The 14,698-nt window shown below is 52.8% G+C and carries 17 protein-coding genes; 6 read left to right on the forward strand and 11 right to left on the reverse strand.

The annotated features are described in order from the left end of the window. The 4 genes from K0B01_11480 to K0B01_11495 form a co-directional block, all read right to left on the reverse strand. Nucleotides 1-597: DUF1566 domain-containing protein (locus tag K0B01_11480; protein ID MBW6486758.1), on the reverse strand; the 597-nt coding region annotated here is incomplete at its 3' end. 156 nt (nucleotides 598-753) lie between these two features. Next, nucleotides 754-1,884 (reverse strand): ATP-binding protein, encoded by a 1,131-nt coding sequence (locus tag K0B01_11485; GenBank protein MBW6486759.1) that lies wholly within the window; start codon nucleotides 1,882-1,884, stop codon nucleotides 754-756. A gap of 234 nt (nucleotides 1,885-2,118) precedes the next feature. Then, nucleotides 2,119-2,418, reverse strand: a complete 300-nt coding sequence (locus K0B01_11490) for a HigA family addiction module antidote protein (GenBank protein MBW6486760.1) — start codon at nucleotides 2,416-2,418, stop codon at nucleotides 2,119-2,121. Between the two features lie 12 nt (nucleotides 2,419-2,430). Then, nucleotides 2,431-2,712, reverse strand: a complete 282-nt coding sequence (locus K0B01_11495; protein ID MBW6486761.1) for a type II toxin-antitoxin system RelE/ParE family toxin — start codon at nucleotides 2,710-2,712, stop codon at nucleotides 2,431-2,433. A gap of 108 nt (nucleotides 2,713-2,820) precedes the next feature. Here K0B01_11495 and K0B01_11500 point away from each other — a divergent pair, with 108 nt between their 5' ends. Then, nucleotides 2,821-3,033 carry a hypothetical protein gene (locus K0B01_11500; GenBank protein MBW6486762.1) on the forward strand — a complete coding sequence of 71 codons (213 nt, stop codon included), beginning with the start codon at nucleotides 2,821-2,823 and terminating at the stop codon, nucleotides 3,031-3,033. On the opposite strand, the gene K0B01_11505 is transcribed toward K0B01_11500, so the two are convergent. The 5 genes from K0B01_11505 to K0B01_11525 form a co-directional block, all read right to left on the reverse strand. Beyond that, nucleotides 3,030-3,248, reverse strand: coding sequence for a hypothetical protein (locus K0B01_11505; GenBank protein ID MBW6486763.1), 219 nt, complete (start codon nucleotides 3,246-3,248; stop codon nucleotides 3,030-3,032). The two genes, K0B01_11500 and K0B01_11505, sit on opposite strands and share 4 nt — an antisense overlap. A gap of 104 nt (nucleotides 3,249-3,352) precedes the next feature. After that, the gene (gene pabB, locus K0B01_11510) at nucleotides 3,353-5,086 is read right to left on the reverse strand and encodes an aminodeoxychorismate synthase component I (GenBank protein MBW6486764.1); all 1,734 of its coding nucleotides are present in this window, start codon (nucleotides 5,084-5,086) and stop codon (nucleotides 3,353-3,355) included. 8 nt (nucleotides 5,087-5,094) lie between these two features. Next, on the reverse strand, nucleotides 5,095-5,484 hold the full coding sequence (locus K0B01_11515; GenBank protein ID MBW6486765.1) for a carboxymuconolactone decarboxylase family protein: 390 nt from the start codon (nucleotides 5,482-5,484) through the stop codon (nucleotides 5,095-5,097). 36 nt (nucleotides 5,485-5,520) lie between these two features. Further along, nucleotides 5,521-6,834, reverse strand: coding sequence for a histone deacetylase (locus tag K0B01_11520; protein ID MBW6486766.1), 1,314 nt, complete (start codon nucleotides 6,832-6,834; stop codon nucleotides 5,521-5,523). Between the two features lie 40 nt (nucleotides 6,835-6,874). Next, nucleotides 6,875-8,554 (reverse strand): hydantoinase/oxoprolinase family protein, encoded by a 1,680-nt coding sequence (locus K0B01_11525; protein MBW6486767.1) that lies wholly within the window; start codon nucleotides 8,552-8,554, stop codon nucleotides 6,875-6,877. 149 nt (nucleotides 8,555-8,703) lie between these two features. Between K0B01_11525 and K0B01_11530 the strand changes: the two genes are divergently transcribed. The 5 genes from K0B01_11530 (at nucleotide 8,704) to K0B01_11550 (ending at nucleotide 12,334) form a co-directional block, all read left to right on the forward strand. Beyond that, nucleotides 8,704-8,898 (forward strand): hypothetical protein, encoded by a 195-nt coding sequence (locus K0B01_11530; GenBank protein MBW6486768.1) that lies wholly within the window; start codon nucleotides 8,704-8,706, stop codon nucleotides 8,896-8,898. Between the two features lie 132 nt (nucleotides 8,899-9,030). After that, the gene (locus K0B01_11535) at nucleotides 9,031-9,405 is read left to right on the forward strand and encodes a YtxH domain-containing protein (GenBank protein MBW6486769.1); all 375 of its coding nucleotides are present in this window, start codon (nucleotides 9,031-9,033) and stop codon (nucleotides 9,403-9,405) included. Nucleotides 9,406-9,435: 30 nt separating this feature from the next. After that, the gene (locus K0B01_11540) at nucleotides 9,436-9,852 is read left to right on the forward strand and encodes a DUF948 domain-containing protein (GenBank protein MBW6486770.1); all 417 of its coding nucleotides are present in this window, start codon (nucleotides 9,436-9,438) and stop codon (nucleotides 9,850-9,852) included. Nucleotides 9,853-9,881: 29 nt separating this feature from the next. After that, a complete protein-coding gene (locus K0B01_11545; GenBank protein ID MBW6486771.1) occupies nucleotides 9,882-10,337 on the forward strand; it encodes a YajD family HNH nuclease in 456 nt (151 codons plus the stop codon). A 41-nt stretch (nucleotides 10,338-10,378) separates the two neighbouring features. Beyond that, the gene (locus tag K0B01_11550) at nucleotides 10,379-12,334 is read left to right on the forward strand and encodes an acetoacetate--CoA ligase (protein MBW6486772.1); all 1,956 of its coding nucleotides are present in this window, start codon (nucleotides 10,379-10,381) and stop codon (nucleotides 12,332-12,334) included. A gap of 60 nt (nucleotides 12,335-12,394) precedes the next feature. Here K0B01_11550 and K0B01_11555 read toward each other — a convergent pair whose 3' ends face one another. Then, nucleotides 12,395-12,598 carry a cytoplasmic protein gene (locus tag K0B01_11555; protein ID MBW6486773.1) on the reverse strand — a complete coding sequence of 68 codons (204 nt, stop codon included), beginning with the start codon at nucleotides 12,596-12,598 and terminating at the stop codon, nucleotides 12,395-12,397. Between the two features lie 28 nt (nucleotides 12,599-12,626). Then, the gene (locus K0B01_11560; GenBank protein ID MBW6486774.1) at nucleotides 12,627-14,696 is read right to left on the reverse strand and encodes an NAD(+) synthase; all 2,070 of its coding nucleotides are present in this window, start codon (nucleotides 14,694-14,696) and stop codon (nucleotides 12,627-12,629) included. Between the last annotated feature and the right edge of the window lie 2 nt (nucleotides 14,697-14,698).

Genomic DNA, 14,698 nt, shown 5'->3' on the forward strand with positions numbered 1-14,698 from the left:
GGTAGTGGACGACCAATAATAGGCCGACACTGTATGCGGGAACCAGGCAGCGTCAATGGTCGGCCCCGGGTAGGGGATGGAGAGGTTGACAAGGGAGAGCAGCTCCTTGATTCCGGGCAGCCGCCAGTCGCTGAAGCCGCCGAAATGGGCGTCGTTCAGGGCGTCGATGAAGGCCTCCGTGTCCGTGGCGGCATTTCCCGTGCCGCTGCCGCATGTCCCCTGGTCGCCGCCGTTGGTGGCGGAGTTTTTATCGCACCAGGTGAAGGTCTTGTCCTTGTCGTGGATGGCGCCGTCATCGGTCTTCATCTCCCAGATCAGCCCCGTCACGTTGTCCCTCGTCATGAGCCAGCCGTTTTCCTGCGTCGCCGAATCGCTCAGGCTCGCCCCGCCGTGCCCCAGTTTGGTGTAGGAACGGGGCGGCCCCTGATACTGGGCATCCTGGCCGTAAAAGGGTTCTCCGGGCGCCGGGCAGGAAATCTCGACGGAGTTGTTGTAGCATTTCGTCTGCCCCGTGTCGGGCCATTGCCAGGCATGAGCATGCATGGCGGGGATGAGCAGGAGGACAAACAGAACAAAGGTTTTGACTGTTTTCATCATTGCACCTCAAAATTGCATCACAAACGAAACGGCACGACCGCCGACTAAAAGGGTTGAACACTGACGATGGATGTAATGGCCGTATAGTGCTGAAATTTTTGTTTGTCAAGAGAATTAGGCGTTATCAGCGGCTGTCCCCGATTATTCAATTATTAATCATGCCGACAGGGATGACAGCCATTTGGCGGCGTTGAGGATGTCGATGTTTCCTTTTCGCCATTCGCGGCGCGGCTTCTGGACAAGCTGCAGCGCCGCCGCCCCGGGAAATTTGCCGGCAAGCAGGGAAAGCGCGGGGGAGGGTGATTCTTCCGAAAGCTTTACCTCGATCAGATGGGTTATTTTCCCTTTGCCGACGAGTGCAAAATCGACCTCCTTCCCCTCTTTGGTTCTGATGTAGGCAAGGTCAACATCTTCACCGGCAACATCCTGCAGGTACTGAACGTGCTTCAAAAGACATACGGCGCAGGTATTTTCCAACTGCACCCCTTCTTCGCCCTGAACAAAGCCGCTGTCATAGAAATACAATTTGGGAGTTTTCAGGATCGCCCTCGCCACATTGGCGTGAAAGGGGCGCACGAGAAAAACGATGTGCAGACTCTCAAGAATATCAATATATTTGCGTACCGTATTGGGGGCGATTTGCAAATCGCCGGCTATCGACGTAAAGGAAAGCGGCGAGCCCACGCGGGAGCGCAGCAACTCCAGCAACAACCGCATGGAGCGTATTTCCTGCAACACGCCGAATTCCCGAATGTCCTCCCGAATCAGGTCGGTGTAATACTGATTCCTCCAACGCGCCGCCTCCGTCTCGGAGCCGGATAAAAACGGTTCCGGGAACCCTCCCAGCCGATTGAGAAGCGGCAGCGCCTCTTCCGGTTTTACAGCCGTATCCGTCAGTTCCCGCACGGAAATCGGATTGAGGCGCAAGGGGAAATAGCGGCCGGCCAGGGATTCTCCGGATTGACGGTACGTATCGAGTCTGGCGCTTCCCGTCAGCAGCAGGGCCTGCCCTTCCGGGCGCGTATCAAAAACACCCTTGATGAACATTTTCCAGGATTTCATTTTGTGGATTTCATCCAAGATGAGCAAATCGCTGTTCAGAGGCCAGGACTGGGCCATGATTATTTTTGAGTCGAACAGACTGTCGAAGTTCAGGTACTGAGGATTATTGAATTCTGTCATTAATTCCCTGGCAAGCCAGGTCTTCCCTGCCTGCCGTGGACCTGTCAGAATCACCATCTTTTTCTTCAGGTCTCTCTTTATCTGTTCATAAAGGTAACGTCTCATGTGCGACTTTTTAGCATTGCTTTGCATGTTAGTCAAGACTATTATGCAAAGCAATGCTAAATGGTCGTTAATCGGGGACAGTCACTGGTTATTCTGGTTATTCTGGTTATTAATTGGTGGCTGTCCCCGATTAACGCCTCGATAAAATTATTGATCCAAGAAACGATTTCAGCGACATTGTCTGTTTTTGCAACGGCCCACAAGATTCTTGTAAGACTCTTCCTCTTGAGTGCCTCATGCATGCGCAAGTTGACGGATTCCAGCGATCCTTTGGCTGACAACCCTTTCGGCCATTTTGAGGTCATAGGTCGCCTGCAAATTGATCCAGTATTGAGGCGTCTGGCCAAAAACCTTGCCGAAAAGTAAGGCCATCTCAGCGGTGACAGGTCTTTTCCCTTTGACGACGTGTGATATTCTCATGGGCGACAATCCAATGGTGCGTGCAAACTCAGCCTGAGAGATACGCAATTCGTCAAGATTCTCTTTTAGAAATTCACCCGGATGAACTGGAGGAAGATTGTTTTTTGGATTCATGGTTTTGCCTCCTCAGTGATAATCAACAATTTCAACATCGTAAGCCTCACCTTTTTCAAACCGGAAACAGACGCGCCATTGGTCGTTGATGCGGATGCTCCATTGACCGGCGCGAGCTCCTATTAAAGATTCCAGACGATTAGATGGCGGCATACGGAGATCGTTGATGACCGTTGCGGCGTCTATCTGTGTCAACCGTTTTACCGCCCGGTTCAGAACGTCGGACTGAAAACGCCTGGATTTCCCGGTGATATAAAAACGTTCGGTTTCAGTATCCGCGAATGTTCTAATCATGGGAGGATTTATAAACTAATTGTTTATCGTAGTCAAGCCCGTAAACCCTTGTCCAAAAGCAGGGACTGGCGATGCTGTTGGGAAAGGGAGGTCGTAAAATCCTATCTCATGGTGTCTTTCGCCTGTCTGGAGGAACGTAAAAACGCCGCCCGGAGTCGGCTGATCAGGGATGGACTATGGAGTAATCTCATTTCACTTTCTCAGGTTATCGACAAATTCCATCGTAGAGTCCGTAATGGCATCATGCGCCACGATATAACGGATATCCTGCTGGCCAATGCCGAGGGGATTGGCTGGATCGATTCCGCCGTCTTGTTTTAAAAGGAGTACATGCCCTGTCCGGTCCGGGAAACATAGCCGCCTTGCGTGAGCTTATGCAGGGTCCAGTAGAGTGTCGATTGCTTTTCCTGAAGTACGGATGCGGCAGCGGAAATGGTAAAGTCGGGCTTGTCCTGGAACCGTTCCCGGAGAAGCGCGGCCTTGTTTTCCATTTTTAGCCTGCCTGCAAAATTCAATAAGTCTTTTGCCTTGCTCATACCTGCACTCCCGACTATTTCATGACGCGGTTGCGAATCACTTAATATGCAATTTGTCAATGAATTTGGGGAATTAAGGGGATGATCCTGAAATTTGATACTGCTTATGGAAGCAAGACGACCTCGCGCCATTTGCGTACGGAATTGATCAGAAAGATCTGCTGAACGTTTTTCAGATCATTGATTGAGATTGTCCCTTCATTTATTTTGCCCTCGGCCAAAAGTTGCGCCCGATACACGCCGTTTAAGAGTCCGCAGCTCACCGGCGGGGTAACAAGCCTTCCTTCTTTTAAAATTGCCACATTGGCGATGCACGATTCAGTGATTTCGCCTTTCTCATTCCAGAGAATTACGTCATCCGCGTCAGGGAAGGAATTTTTCGCCTGTTCGTAAACCTCCCGCCTTGTCGTTTTGTGGAAAAGAAAGGGATTGCGGGAAGAAACTGGTTCTTTTGCGAGTTGTACCCGCACAGAGCCGCAGGTTGGCGGGTTTTGCAGCGGTACGGCCTGGCATTCAATCTTTCCATCCTGTGCCAGCAGAAGGCGGACGCGGTATTCTCCCGAGGAGAGGCCAAAAACCGCCGCGGACAGATTTTCGAGTATTTGGCGTTCAGCGAAAAGATAGCCAAAATATTCCGCTGTGTCTTTAAGGCGCTCAAGATGCCGTGATTGCAGAAAGAAACCCTCAGCCGGCGTCCAGAGGAGTGTTTCCAAAAGGGAAAAAGGAACAGGGGAGACGGGGTCAAGGATGACTCTGGCCTTGGTCAGGCATTCCTCGTATTCATCGTCTGTCGTCGAATCCCAGACGATGCCGCCGCCGACTCCGTACTCGGCCCGTTCCGCGGCTGTGTCAATCAGGGTTGTCCGGATTGCCACATTGAAAAGGGCGCGACGTCCCGGTCCATAGTAACCTATTGTTCCCGTGTATATATTGCGCGGCGTCGTCTCCAGCGCGGCGATGATCTCCATCGTTTTGGCTTTGGGGGCGCCGGTGATCGAGGCGCAAGGGAAAAGCGCCTTCATTATTTCGGTAAGGGAGGCGGTGGTGACGGCTTCCACTGTTGAGGTCATCTGCAGAACCGTTGGATATTTTTCAATTTCATAAAGACGGGGAACATTTACCGAACCGAAAGCGGCTATTTTCCCTATATCGTTGCGGATCATGTCAACGATCATCACATTTTCCGCTCTGTTTTTCTCTGAATTGTGCAAAAACAATGAGTTTTCGCTATCTTCAGCTGTCGTTCTGCCCCGGGGCGCGGTTCCCTTCATCGGTTTGGAGTAGATGCGCTTCCCTTGCAGCGAAAAAAACAGTTCGGGGGAGGCGGAGCACATATAATAAGGAGGGGCCTCGATAAAGGCGCCATAGCGGGCGTCTTTGCAGGCATTGAGAAAAAAATTCCACGGGTCGTCGTGAAATTCGCTCCATAAACGAAGGGTGTAATTGACCTGATAGGTGTCGCCGGCCGCGATATGTTCCTTTATCCGGGTGATTGCCTGGGCGTATTGCTCCCGGCTGACAGAAGGGCGCCATCCTGCGTGAGGGAAATCCGGGCCTGCTGGCGGCATTTCCCGAATGTTTGGCGGATGTTCAAATATCCCGAAACAGGCCAGCGGAAACGCTGTCGCATCCCGGGTGGGCAAAGCGGAGTCAAAGGCCCGAGAGGCTTCATAACCTATCCAACCCGCGGCAAAGAAACCCTTGCGCTCCACGAAATTGTCCACTTCCGCCAAAAGCGGGAGCATATCGGATAGAGTCTCCGCCTTGAGAACCGCAAGGGGATGGGAAAACTGAAGCCATTGCCCGAGATCTTGATCGTGCAGGATTATGTTGACCATAGCTCTGATTACAGCGGCCACTCTTTGCGTTCAATGAGCACATCCCGGAAAATGGTCAGGGCTTCGTTGACGGCGGGCATGCCCGCGTAGGTTGCCACCTGAAAGAATATCTCGGTCAGCTTTTTGGGGTCGCACCCGACATTGAGCGCGGCGTTAACATGCAGCTTCAGCTCTTCCCCGGCGCCAATGGCGGCAAGAATCGCGCAGGCTGCCATCTGTCGTTCCTGAAGGGTCAGGACCGTGCGCGAGTAGAGATTGCCGGTGATAAAGCGGGAAAAATCCTTGGCCAGTTCCCGGTCGAACGCCTTCCAGATAAGATAGGAAGGGTCCATCTTGATGCCGCCTTCAAATAAGCGCTTTGCCGTTGCTTTCGTCTTATCATCAATATTTTCCGTCATGTTTGTCTCCTTATATGGCAGTATTTTGGTTGTTGCTCATTTCGACAGGAATATCCCCGTTGTCCGGTCCTGAAAATAGATATGGTTGTACTTGCCCAGCTTGGAGCGCCCGTAAGATTCCTCTCCTTCGGCCCGGCATTCCGGACAGCAGCGGGAGGGAAGGATAACGGCAAGGATGTTATTGCCGGTACTGGCAAAAGATTCTATCGTGACAGTGCCGCCGCAGTCATCGCAGATGCGCACTGTTTCCGTTTGCCGCTCCCTGATCCCGTCCGTGTCGTAGTAAATATTTTTATTCCGTCTCAGGCAGCGCGCATCGCCAACGAGATTTCTTTTCATATTGCGCCGGCTGCTCCAAAGCCGCAAAACCTGCTCAATCTCCTCGGCAATTGTTCTGGTCACAGATGCGTGCTGACGCAGTTTATCAGGGTTGTAATCCGGTTCCCGGACATGGCTGTAATCGAGCCCGGCCATGGCCAGAATTATCCCGGCGTTGGTGTAGGGGAGGGCTCTTTCGATCGAATAGCCTCCCTCCAGAACGGCGATATCGGGGGCGAGCCGGGCGTTCAGGGTCGCATATCCCTGCGCGGAGACCCACATGTTGGTCAGGGGATCGGAGTAGTGGTTGTCCTGGCCGGCCGAGTTGATGACGATGTCGGGTTTGAATTCGTCGAGAATCGGCAGGACAAGCCGGTCGATCACGGTCAGATACCCCTCATCGGCTGTTTCCGGGGGGAGCGGCACGTTGATTGTTGCCCCGAGGGCGTTCGGTCCGCCGAAGTCATTGATGAAGCCGGTCCCCGGATAAAGCGTTCTTCCGTCCTGGTGCAGCGAGATGCACAGGGTATCCGGGTCGTTCCAGTAGATATCCTGGGTGCCGTCTCCGTGATGGCAGTCGGTATCGACAACGGCGATTCTTTTGTGGCCATAATGACTGCGGATATATTCGATCATGATCGCCTCGATGTTCACATTGCAGAAGCCCCGGGCGCCATGAACTACGAGCATGGCGTGATGACCGGGCGGCCGGACGAGGGCGAAGGCGTTGTCAACCTCGCCGGTAAGCACCTTCCTGGCTGCGGTTATGGCGCCTCCCGCCGAGATGAGGTGTGATTCGGTAACGACGCTCAGGGCATCCGGCACGCAGATATGGGCGCGATTGATGTCTTCTGCTGTCGCTATTTGCGGTTTGTACTCGTAAATATTGTCAAAATCGAGGATGCCTTCTTCAAAAACCTGATCCTGCGTATAGAGAAGGCGCTCTTCTCGCTCCGGATGAGTGGGCGAGATGGCCCAGTCAAAAGCGGGAAAGAATATCAGGCCTGTTTTTTTCAGTTTTTTCGTTGCCACAATTTTTCCTTTCCCCTAACACATAACTATTAACTATTAACTATTTACATTCACCGACGCTTCCCGGTTTAACCTGTGTCTTGACACGGATGTTTTTACCGGCTGTACAGAAGTCGTCAACGATGTTGAACTCCTGAGATTCTATCACCTCGATTTCAGGTTCACGGACGAAATCGTCCGTAAGGCGAATCTTTTCCCGCAGTCTTTCACAGCAGACCTGGATGGTGTCCGCAAGTGTGAAATTTGCGGGAATAGCGACTTGCGACCCATCTTCCGCTATCGTCAAGATGCCCCTTTCCGTATCTGCAAGGATGGTCAGCTCCGCCGTCGTCCGGGCAAGGGCGGCCCCGATGGCATTGGCAATTTCGTAATTGACGGGGATGTGGGTCTGGCAATTGCAAACATCAAACTCTGTTTCCAGCAATCGTTCGATTTCCGGGGCCATCTGCTCGGCCGGGCCGCCAACAACGTAGAGGCTGCGAGGCGCGATTTTTCTGTCCGTCAGCAAGGCCTCAATTGTATATACAGGCTTGTTGTTTATTTCATTAAGGAATTGGAATGCGGCCGAGGCAATCTGGCGGCAGGTTTCCGTAAAGATCATCCGTGCCGTCTCCTGCAGGTCGCAATGAAGGTATTCGGCAAGGGGAATAAGGGAATGGATTGCCTTTTGCGGGTCTCCTATCCTGGTCAGGCCGAGGACAATCATCGCATCGGTGGGAGTGGGAAATTGCCCTCCCAACGCGGCGGCAGGTCCTTCGCGATTGGGGCCGATTTGAATGTTTCCGTCATTGAGAGCAACAACGCTGTCCCCGCCGATCCCGATTGAGCGGGTGCGCAAGCCGCGGATCAGGGTTTTCCTGCCTTCGATGGCAACCCCGAACGGCTCAAGGAGCGGAACCCCGTCGGCAAAGATGGAGATATCCGTTGTTGTGCCGCCTATATCAAGGGCTATGGCATCCTCCCGGCTGTTGGTCGTCGCCATGATTCCCATGACGCTCGCCGCTGGTCCGGAAAGGATGGTCTGCGCCGGAAATTCAAGAGAGCGGGCAAGCTCCATCGCGCCGCCATCCGCCTTCAAGATGTAAATGGGAATATTCATCCCTTGTTTCAGCGCGAAGTCGGCGACGCTGCCGGCAAACCTCTGATAAAGATTGCAGATGGCCTCATTGAGAAAGGTTGTGGCAACCCGGCGGGGAAAATTGAGATGCCCGGACATCCTGTGCCCGAGGGTAACGTGGCATGCCCGATTGCCGACAATGTCCCGCAGTTCGAACTCGTGCCGGGGATTGCGCGTTGAAAATTTCCCGACGATTCCTATATTTTTGATTCCTTCGGAAAGGAAATCTGTCACTTCCCGGTCGGCTTCTTCCCGGTTCAGGGGTTCCATCTCGCTGCCGCGGTGGTTAATGGAACCGGATAGAAAACGTATGTCCGGATAGGCACTTATGGACTCGGGGGAGAGCCCCGGGCCGCTCGCGACGAGGAGCCCAACCCGGTCAATCTTGTTCTGCACGATTGCGTTTGTCGAGATTGTCGTGCTTAAAACGATTCTTTTCAAAAGCGGAATTGTCGCTTTATCGACAATTCCGTTGGTTGCAGCGAGCAGAGAAGCAAGCAGACGATCATGATTTGTAGGAACTTTTGTCTTTTTAATAATTTTACCGCCATCGATCAGAACCGCATCGGTGTGCGTCCCCCCCACGTCTATACCCAGAATCATGACTTGGTCTCCTTTTTCTTTGCGGACGTTCTTATATATTTATAAAATTTTCTTGACAAGCTGAAAATAAATAGTAGAATACCGCCGTTTACAGTCAATGATGAGTGTGATTGTAAAGTATCGAAATCTACGAAAGGAGGTGGCGTTTAATGAAGAAGATATTCGCAATGATTATTTCTATTTTATTTCTGGCGACGATTTCGTTCGCGGTTGTTGGCTGCAGCAAGAAAGAAGAGCCGAAACCCGCGGAGACCGCAGCCCCGGCAGCTCCTGCTACACCCGAAGCAGCCCCGGAAGCTCCTGCTACACCCGAAGCAGCCCCGGAAGCTCCGGAAACAAAGTAGTTCTGTCTTAAGCGTAAAAAAGGCTGGAATTTTATTCCAGCCTTTTTTTTATCTTATTTTTTGACTATCCCCGCAAATGTATTGTATAAGCGCCTATAAATTGCGTCAAAAATTTACAATGGAGGTGCAGCTATGAGCAATCGCGGTGATTTTATTGCGGGGATGGTTGTTGGTGGTTTTTTGGGCGCCCTTGTCGGCATTCTTTATGCGCCGAAAAGCGGCAGGGAGACACGCGAAGAAATCGGCAGAAAAACGGAGGAGCTTTTTTCCCGGGCAAAGGACGAATACGAGAATGCAATAGAGAAGAGTAGCAGCGCCTATGAAGCAACCCTGGCGAAACTAAAAAAGCTCGAGGAACAGACTCAAAAAAAGGTTGATGAAGTGGGCGAGAAGGTGGAAGAGTTAAAAGAGCAGGGGAAAGATACATTGCAGGACGGCAAGAGCCGCTTGAAGAATGCTATCGTCGCGGGAGTCGAAGCCTTTAAGGAAGAGCAGAAAAAGGCATAGGAGAGGCGGAAGAGAAAAGAGGAGTTGACCATGACGAATATGGAGATAATCCTGTTGATTGTCAGCCTGGCCTTTTTTGTTATTGCCGGTTATGCCGTCTGGGCCTTGATTCAAATAAGGAAGACGTCATTAAGCGTGGCAAAGACGCTCGACAGCGTCAACCAGAGTCTGCCGGTTATAATGAAAAATCTTGAGGAAATAACAACCCGCATGAACAAGGTTACGAACACCGTCGAACGACGGGTTGACGATTTTTCCTCGACATTCGAAAAAATTAACGGCGCCATGAGTTTTTATCTGGGGAAAGAACAGTTATTCCGGCAGCAGGTGGGCATCCCGGTTGCGAATGTCTTTCGCACCTATGGGGCGGTTGTAAAGGGAATCAGCGTCTTTCTCGATTATCTGAAGACCGGCTTGCCGTCCGGGAATCCCAATCGTCACCGGTAATTTACTCGAACAATAGCGGAGGGAAGTTTATGGCCGGGGTAACGTACGGGAAAAGAGGCGGGCACATCCTTGTAAAAAAGGTTCAGGATACGTCTCCTTTCTCCCGTTCCGCTGAAGATGTCGTGCGGCAGATAAAGGCAGCTCAAGCATCGGGCGAGGATGATTACCGGGAGCGGTCCCTTGCCATGCATGGCCTGATTTGCGCCCGCTGCGGCAGGGAGTTTGACGCCGCCAATCGCCACCTCCTTACCGTTCATCACAAAGACGGCAATCATCAAAACAACCCGCAGGATGGGAGCAACTGGGAGAACCTCTGCGCCTATTGTCATGAGGACGTGCACAGCCGGGAGCTTTTGGGCGATTATCTCGGAGGAACGGCTGCATCTCGGGAAAAGGCCGTTTTCTTTGCCGATTCTGGTGCGCAGGAGGGAATGGGCGCCCTTGCCGAAAAACTGAAAAAAGCATTGGAAAAGAAAAAAGTATAGATGAAATGATCAATATCTAACTTGCAAAAGGAGGAGGTAAAATGGGTAAGCTTTTGTGGCAGCCGTCCGAGGAACGAATCAAAGGTTCGAATATATACCGCTTTATGGCGTTCGTCAAAGAGCGCTACGGAAAAGATTTCAAGGATTACAGCAGCCTTCACGAATGGTCGGTGAACAATATCGCCGAGTTCTGGGGCGCCGCCTGGGATTTTCTCGGGATAAAGGCTTCCCGGAAGTATGACAGGGTAATTGAGGATGACAAAAAAATGCCCGGGGCAAACTGGTTTCCCGGCGCTCGCCTCAACTTTGCCGAAAACCTCCTGCGTTATCGAGACGATTCCGTCGCCCTGGTTTTCAGGGGGGAGGATCATCAGCCGGTTAAAATAACCTACGCCGAGCTCTATGATGAAGTTGCAAGACTGGCTAAAAGCCTCAAAGCTTGCGGCGTTGTTCCAGGAGACCGCGTTGCCGGCTTCATGCCGAACATGATTGAAACCGTCGCCGCCATGCTTGCCGCGACAAGTCTCGGAGCGGTCTGGTCTTCTTCCTCGCCTGATTTCGGGATCAAGGGCGTGCTGGATCGTTTCGGGCAGATCAAACCCAAGGTGCTCTTTGCGGCGAACGGCTATTTCTTCAAAGGCAAAAGCCTCGATTCCCTTGCCCGGGTTGCCGAGATCATCAAGGCTTTGCCGACGATCGAAAAGGTTGTTATCGTTCCCTATACGGAAAAGGAACCGGATATCAGCTCCCTTTCGAACGCCGTCCTTTACAAGAATTTCCGTTCTTCCGAAAGTGGGTTGGAGATTGATTTCGAGCAGCTCCCCTTTGATCATCCCGTTTACATCATGTACACCTCCGGGACTACCGGCCTTCCCAAGTGCATGGTGCAGAGCGCGGGCGGCATCCTGATCAACCAGATGAAGGAGATGGTCCTCCACACCAACGTGACCAGGGACGATACGATATTCTACTTTACGACCTGCGGCTGGATGATGTGGAACTGGCTTGTCAGCGCCCTGGCCGTCGGTCCGAAGATTGTCCTTTACGACGGAAATCCGTTCCATCCGAATGCGGGCGCCCTCTGGAAAATGGCCGAAGAGGAGAAAATCACTGTCTTCGGAACGAGCGCCGGGTATATCTCGGCTTTGATAAACGAGAAGTTGCTGCCGGGGAAAGAGTATGATCTGTCTTCTCTCAAAACGATCCTTTCGACGGGCTCACCCCTTTCCGAAGAGGGATTCGAGTTCATCTACCGCGAGATCAAGGGAGATATCCAACTTTCCTCCATCTCCGGCGGGTCGGATATAAATGGCTGCTTTGCCCTCGGCAATCCGATTGGACCGGTATATTCCGGCGAACTTCAGTGCCGCGGCCTGGGAATGAAGGTGGAAGCCTTTGACGATAACGGCAAGCCGGTTGTCAACCAGCAGGGAGAGCTGGTCTGCGCGGCGCCGGCCCCCTCCATGCCGATCTACTTCTGGGAAGACCCGGAGGGAAAAAGATACCACGCCGCCTATTTTGACGTCTATCCGAATATCTGGAGACACGGCGATTATGTCCTGATCAATGAAAGGGGAGGGGTCATAATCTACGGCCGGTCGGATGCCACGCTTAATCCCGGCGGCGTCAGAATCGGCACGGCGGAGATCTACCGTCAGGTGGAGAACGTTGAGGGCATCGCCGACAGCATCGTTGTCGGGCAGAATTGGAAAAATGATGTCCGCGTTATCCTTTTTGTGATGATGGCGCCGGGCGTCGAACTGACCGACGAACTCAGAAACAGGCTCAGAAAGCTGATCCGCGAGAACGCCTCGCCCCGCCATGTGCCGGCGAAGATAATCGCGGTTCCGGACATCCCCTACACGTTAAACATGAAAAAGGTCGAGCTTTCGGTAAAGAAGATGATCGATGGCATGGCGGTTACCAACAAGGACGCGCTGAAAAATCCGGAGTCGCTGGATTTCTATGCAAACATTCCGGAATTGAAGGAAGACTGAGTTTTATCTGACAAAAAACTACTGAAAGGGCGGTGCAATGCCGCCCTTTTTTATTCTTTCTTATCTCAACAGGGAAAAGGGTTTTTCCCGCTCTGTTACGAGTTTTTCTCCGACGGAGGTTCCGCAGTAAGGGCAGTAGTAGTCGTATTTGTCGCCCTCCGACAGAATCAACAAAAGACGCTTTCTGACCGGGACGGCCCGCCGGCATTTCGGGCAGAACAGCTCTGTTGCGTCAAAATCATCGTATTGTGGTTTGTTATTCATCCTTCACCCCTGACAAAAAACTCATAACTCATAACTCTTCATCACTCTCCGGTATATTTTTCGCATTCTCCAGCCAGACGGCGGCCTGGGAGTCGCTGGGGGCGCGGTAGTCCCCCCGGGGCGACAGCGAGCCGCCGGAGCCGACCTTCGGGCCGTTGGGGATGCAGGAGCGCTTGAACTGACTGGTCTGAAAAAAGCGGTACAGAAAAACATCCAGCCAGTGGCGAATCTCGCCGATTGTGTACTGGTTTCGCTTCTCCAATGGCACATCGGGCCATTCTCCCTTTGTCTTGTCGCGCCAGGCGCAGTAGGCCATAAAGGCGATTTTTATCGGCAGATAACCGAATCTTGTTATGTAGAAGGTATTGAAATCCTGAAGTTCGTAAGGGCCGACGATCTCCTCCGTTTTCTGGAAGGGCTGCGCGTCTTGTCCTCCCGGGATCAACTCCGGGCTGATTTCCGTCTCCAGGATGTCGAGCAGGATTGCTGCCGTCTCTGGTGAGTGCTGGGCTGATTTCGCCACCCAGCGGATGAGATGCTGAATCAGCGTTTTGGGAACGCTGGAGTTGACGTTATAGTGGGAAATATGATCGCCGACGCCGTAGGTGCACCAGCCGAGCGCCAGTTCGCTCAGGTCTCCGGTGCCTACTACCAGGGCGTTTCTATTGTTGGCGATTCGGAAGAGGTGCGATGTTCTTTCACCGGCCTGGATGTTTTCAAAGGTGACGTCGTAAACGGCCTTTCCCTCTGCAAACGGGTGGCCGATATCCTTGAGCATCTGCATGCAGCTTGGACGGATGTCAATTTCGTTGACTTCCACGCCGAGTGATTTCATGAGCCGAAGGGCGTTTTTGTGCGTTTTGTCGGATGTCGCAAATCCCGGCATCGTGTAGGCCAGAACATTCGCCCGGGGCAGCTTCAGCATATCCATCGTCCGGACGGCGACGATGATGGCGTGCGTGGAGTCCAAGCCCCCGGATACCCCGATCGCCACTTTTCCGATGCCGGAGGATTTGAGCCGCTGCGAGAGTCCCTGAACCTGAATGCTGTAAGCCTCGCAGCAGCGTTCATCGCGCATGGCCGGGTCAGACGGGATATAGGGAAACCGGGCGTATTGGCGCTTGAGCAGCAGACGTTCCTCTGTCTGGTCGGTCTTTATTGCAACAGTTCGGAACTGTGTAAGTCTTTCCTTGTGGGTGAAGGCATTTTTACTGAAGGTAGTTTGCCGCATGCGATCCTGAACAAGACGGTCCAAATCGATGTCGGCTGTTATTATCTGGGAATTATCCGCGAAGCGCTCTGATTGGGCAAGCATATTGCCGTTTTCAAAGATCATGGCGTGTCCATCCCACGCCAGATCGGTCGTTGATTCTCCCGGGCCTGCCGCCGCGTAAAGATAGGCGGTGAGACAGCGGGCGGACTGGTCGGCGGCTAAACTGCGGCGGTATTCGGCCTTGCCGATGGTGGCGTTGGAGGCGGAAAGGTTGCCGATGACGGTGGCGCCGGCCAGGGCGGCAAACGATGAAGGCGGGATTGGCACCCAGAGGTCTTCGCACATCTCCAGAAAAAGGCGGAGGTGGGGGATGTTGGCAACGGTGAAAATGAGGTCGGCGCCGCAGGGGATATCTTCCTGACCGCATAACGCGATTGTTTTTGAAATGGCTTCTTCAGCGGGGCAAAACTGCCTGACTTCGTAAAACTCCCGGTAATTGGGGAGATATGACTTCAGCGCAACTCCCTCGATTTTCCCTCGATAAAGCACGATTCCCGCGTTAAAAAGACGGCAGTCCAGCCGCAAGGGGGCGCCGATCGCGATAATTACATTGAGGTCTTTGGTTTCGCGGGCGACTTTTTGGATTGCCGCAAGGACGCCGTCGAGCAGAGCCTCCTGCTGAAAGAGATCGTCGTTGGAGTAAGCCGACAGTCCCAGCTCCGGGAAAAGGGCGAAGATGCACCTCTGCTCCGCCGCTTTTTTCGCCAGGTCAATTGTCTGCGAGGTGTTGAAGGATACATCGGCCACCCGAACCTCAGGCAGGCAGACGGCTGTTCTGATAAAGCCGTGCTTGTAGAGATTGAAAAATTCTCCGCCGTTTTCCATCG

This window comes from Syntrophobacterales bacterium, assembly GCA_019429105.1.
GTDB lineage: Bacteria > Desulfobacterota > Syntrophia > Syntrophales > UBA5619 > DYTH01.

Coding starts and splice junctions, on each gene's coding strand:
- K0B01_11485 (MBW6486759.1), bottom strand. CDS start 1,884: ATGAGACGTTACCTTTATGAACAGATAAAGAGAGACCTGAAGAAAAAG.
- K0B01_11490 (MBW6486760.1), bottom strand. CDS start 2,418: ATGAATCCAAAAAACAATCTTCCTCCAGTTCATCCGGGTGAATTTCTA.
- K0B01_11545 (MBW6486771.1), top strand. CDS start 9,882: ATGGCCGGGGTAACGTACGGGAAAAGAGGCGGGCACATCCTTGTAAAA.
- K0B01_11550 (MBW6486772.1), top strand. CDS start 10,379: ATGGGTAAGCTTTTGTGGCAGCCGTCCGAGGAACGAATCAAAGGTTCG.
- K0B01_11540 (MBW6486770.1), top strand. CDS start 9,436: ATGACGAATATGGAGATAATCCTGTTGATTGTCAGCCTGGCCTTTTTT.
- K0B01_11500 (MBW6486762.1), top strand. CDS start 2,821: ATGGTGTCTTTCGCCTGTCTGGAGGAACGTAAAAACGCCGCCCGGAGT.
- K0B01_11525 (MBW6486767.1), bottom strand. CDS start 8,554: ATGATTCTGGGTATAGACGTGGGGGGGACGCACACCGATGCGGTTCTG.
- K0B01_11495 (MBW6486761.1), bottom strand. CDS start 2,712: ATGATTAGAACATTCGCGGATACTGAAACCGAACGTTTTTATATCACC.
- K0B01_11530 (MBW6486768.1), top strand. CDS start 8,704: ATGAAGAAGATATTCGCAATGATTATTTCTATTTTATTTCTGGCGACG.
- K0B01_11535 (MBW6486769.1), top strand. CDS start 9,031: ATGAGCAATCGCGGTGATTTTATTGCGGGGATGGTTGTTGGTGGTTTT.
- K0B01_11555 (MBW6486773.1), bottom strand. CDS start 12,598: ATGAATAACAAACCACAATACGATGATTTTGACGCAACAGAGCTGTTC.
- K0B01_11515 (MBW6486765.1), bottom strand. CDS start 5,484: ATGACGGAAAATATTGATGATAAGACGAAAGCAACGGCAAAGCGCTTA.
- K0B01_11560 (MBW6486774.1), bottom strand. CDS start 14,696: ATGGAAAACGGCGGAGAATTTTTCAATCTCTACAAGCACGGCTTTATC.
- K0B01_11505 (MBW6486763.1), bottom strand. CDS start 3,248: ATGAGCAAGGCAAAAGACTTATTGAATTTTGCAGGCAGGCTAAAAATG.
- pabB (MBW6486764.1), bottom strand. CDS start 5,086: ATGGTCAACATAATCCTGCACGATCAAGATCTCGGGCAATGGCTTCAG.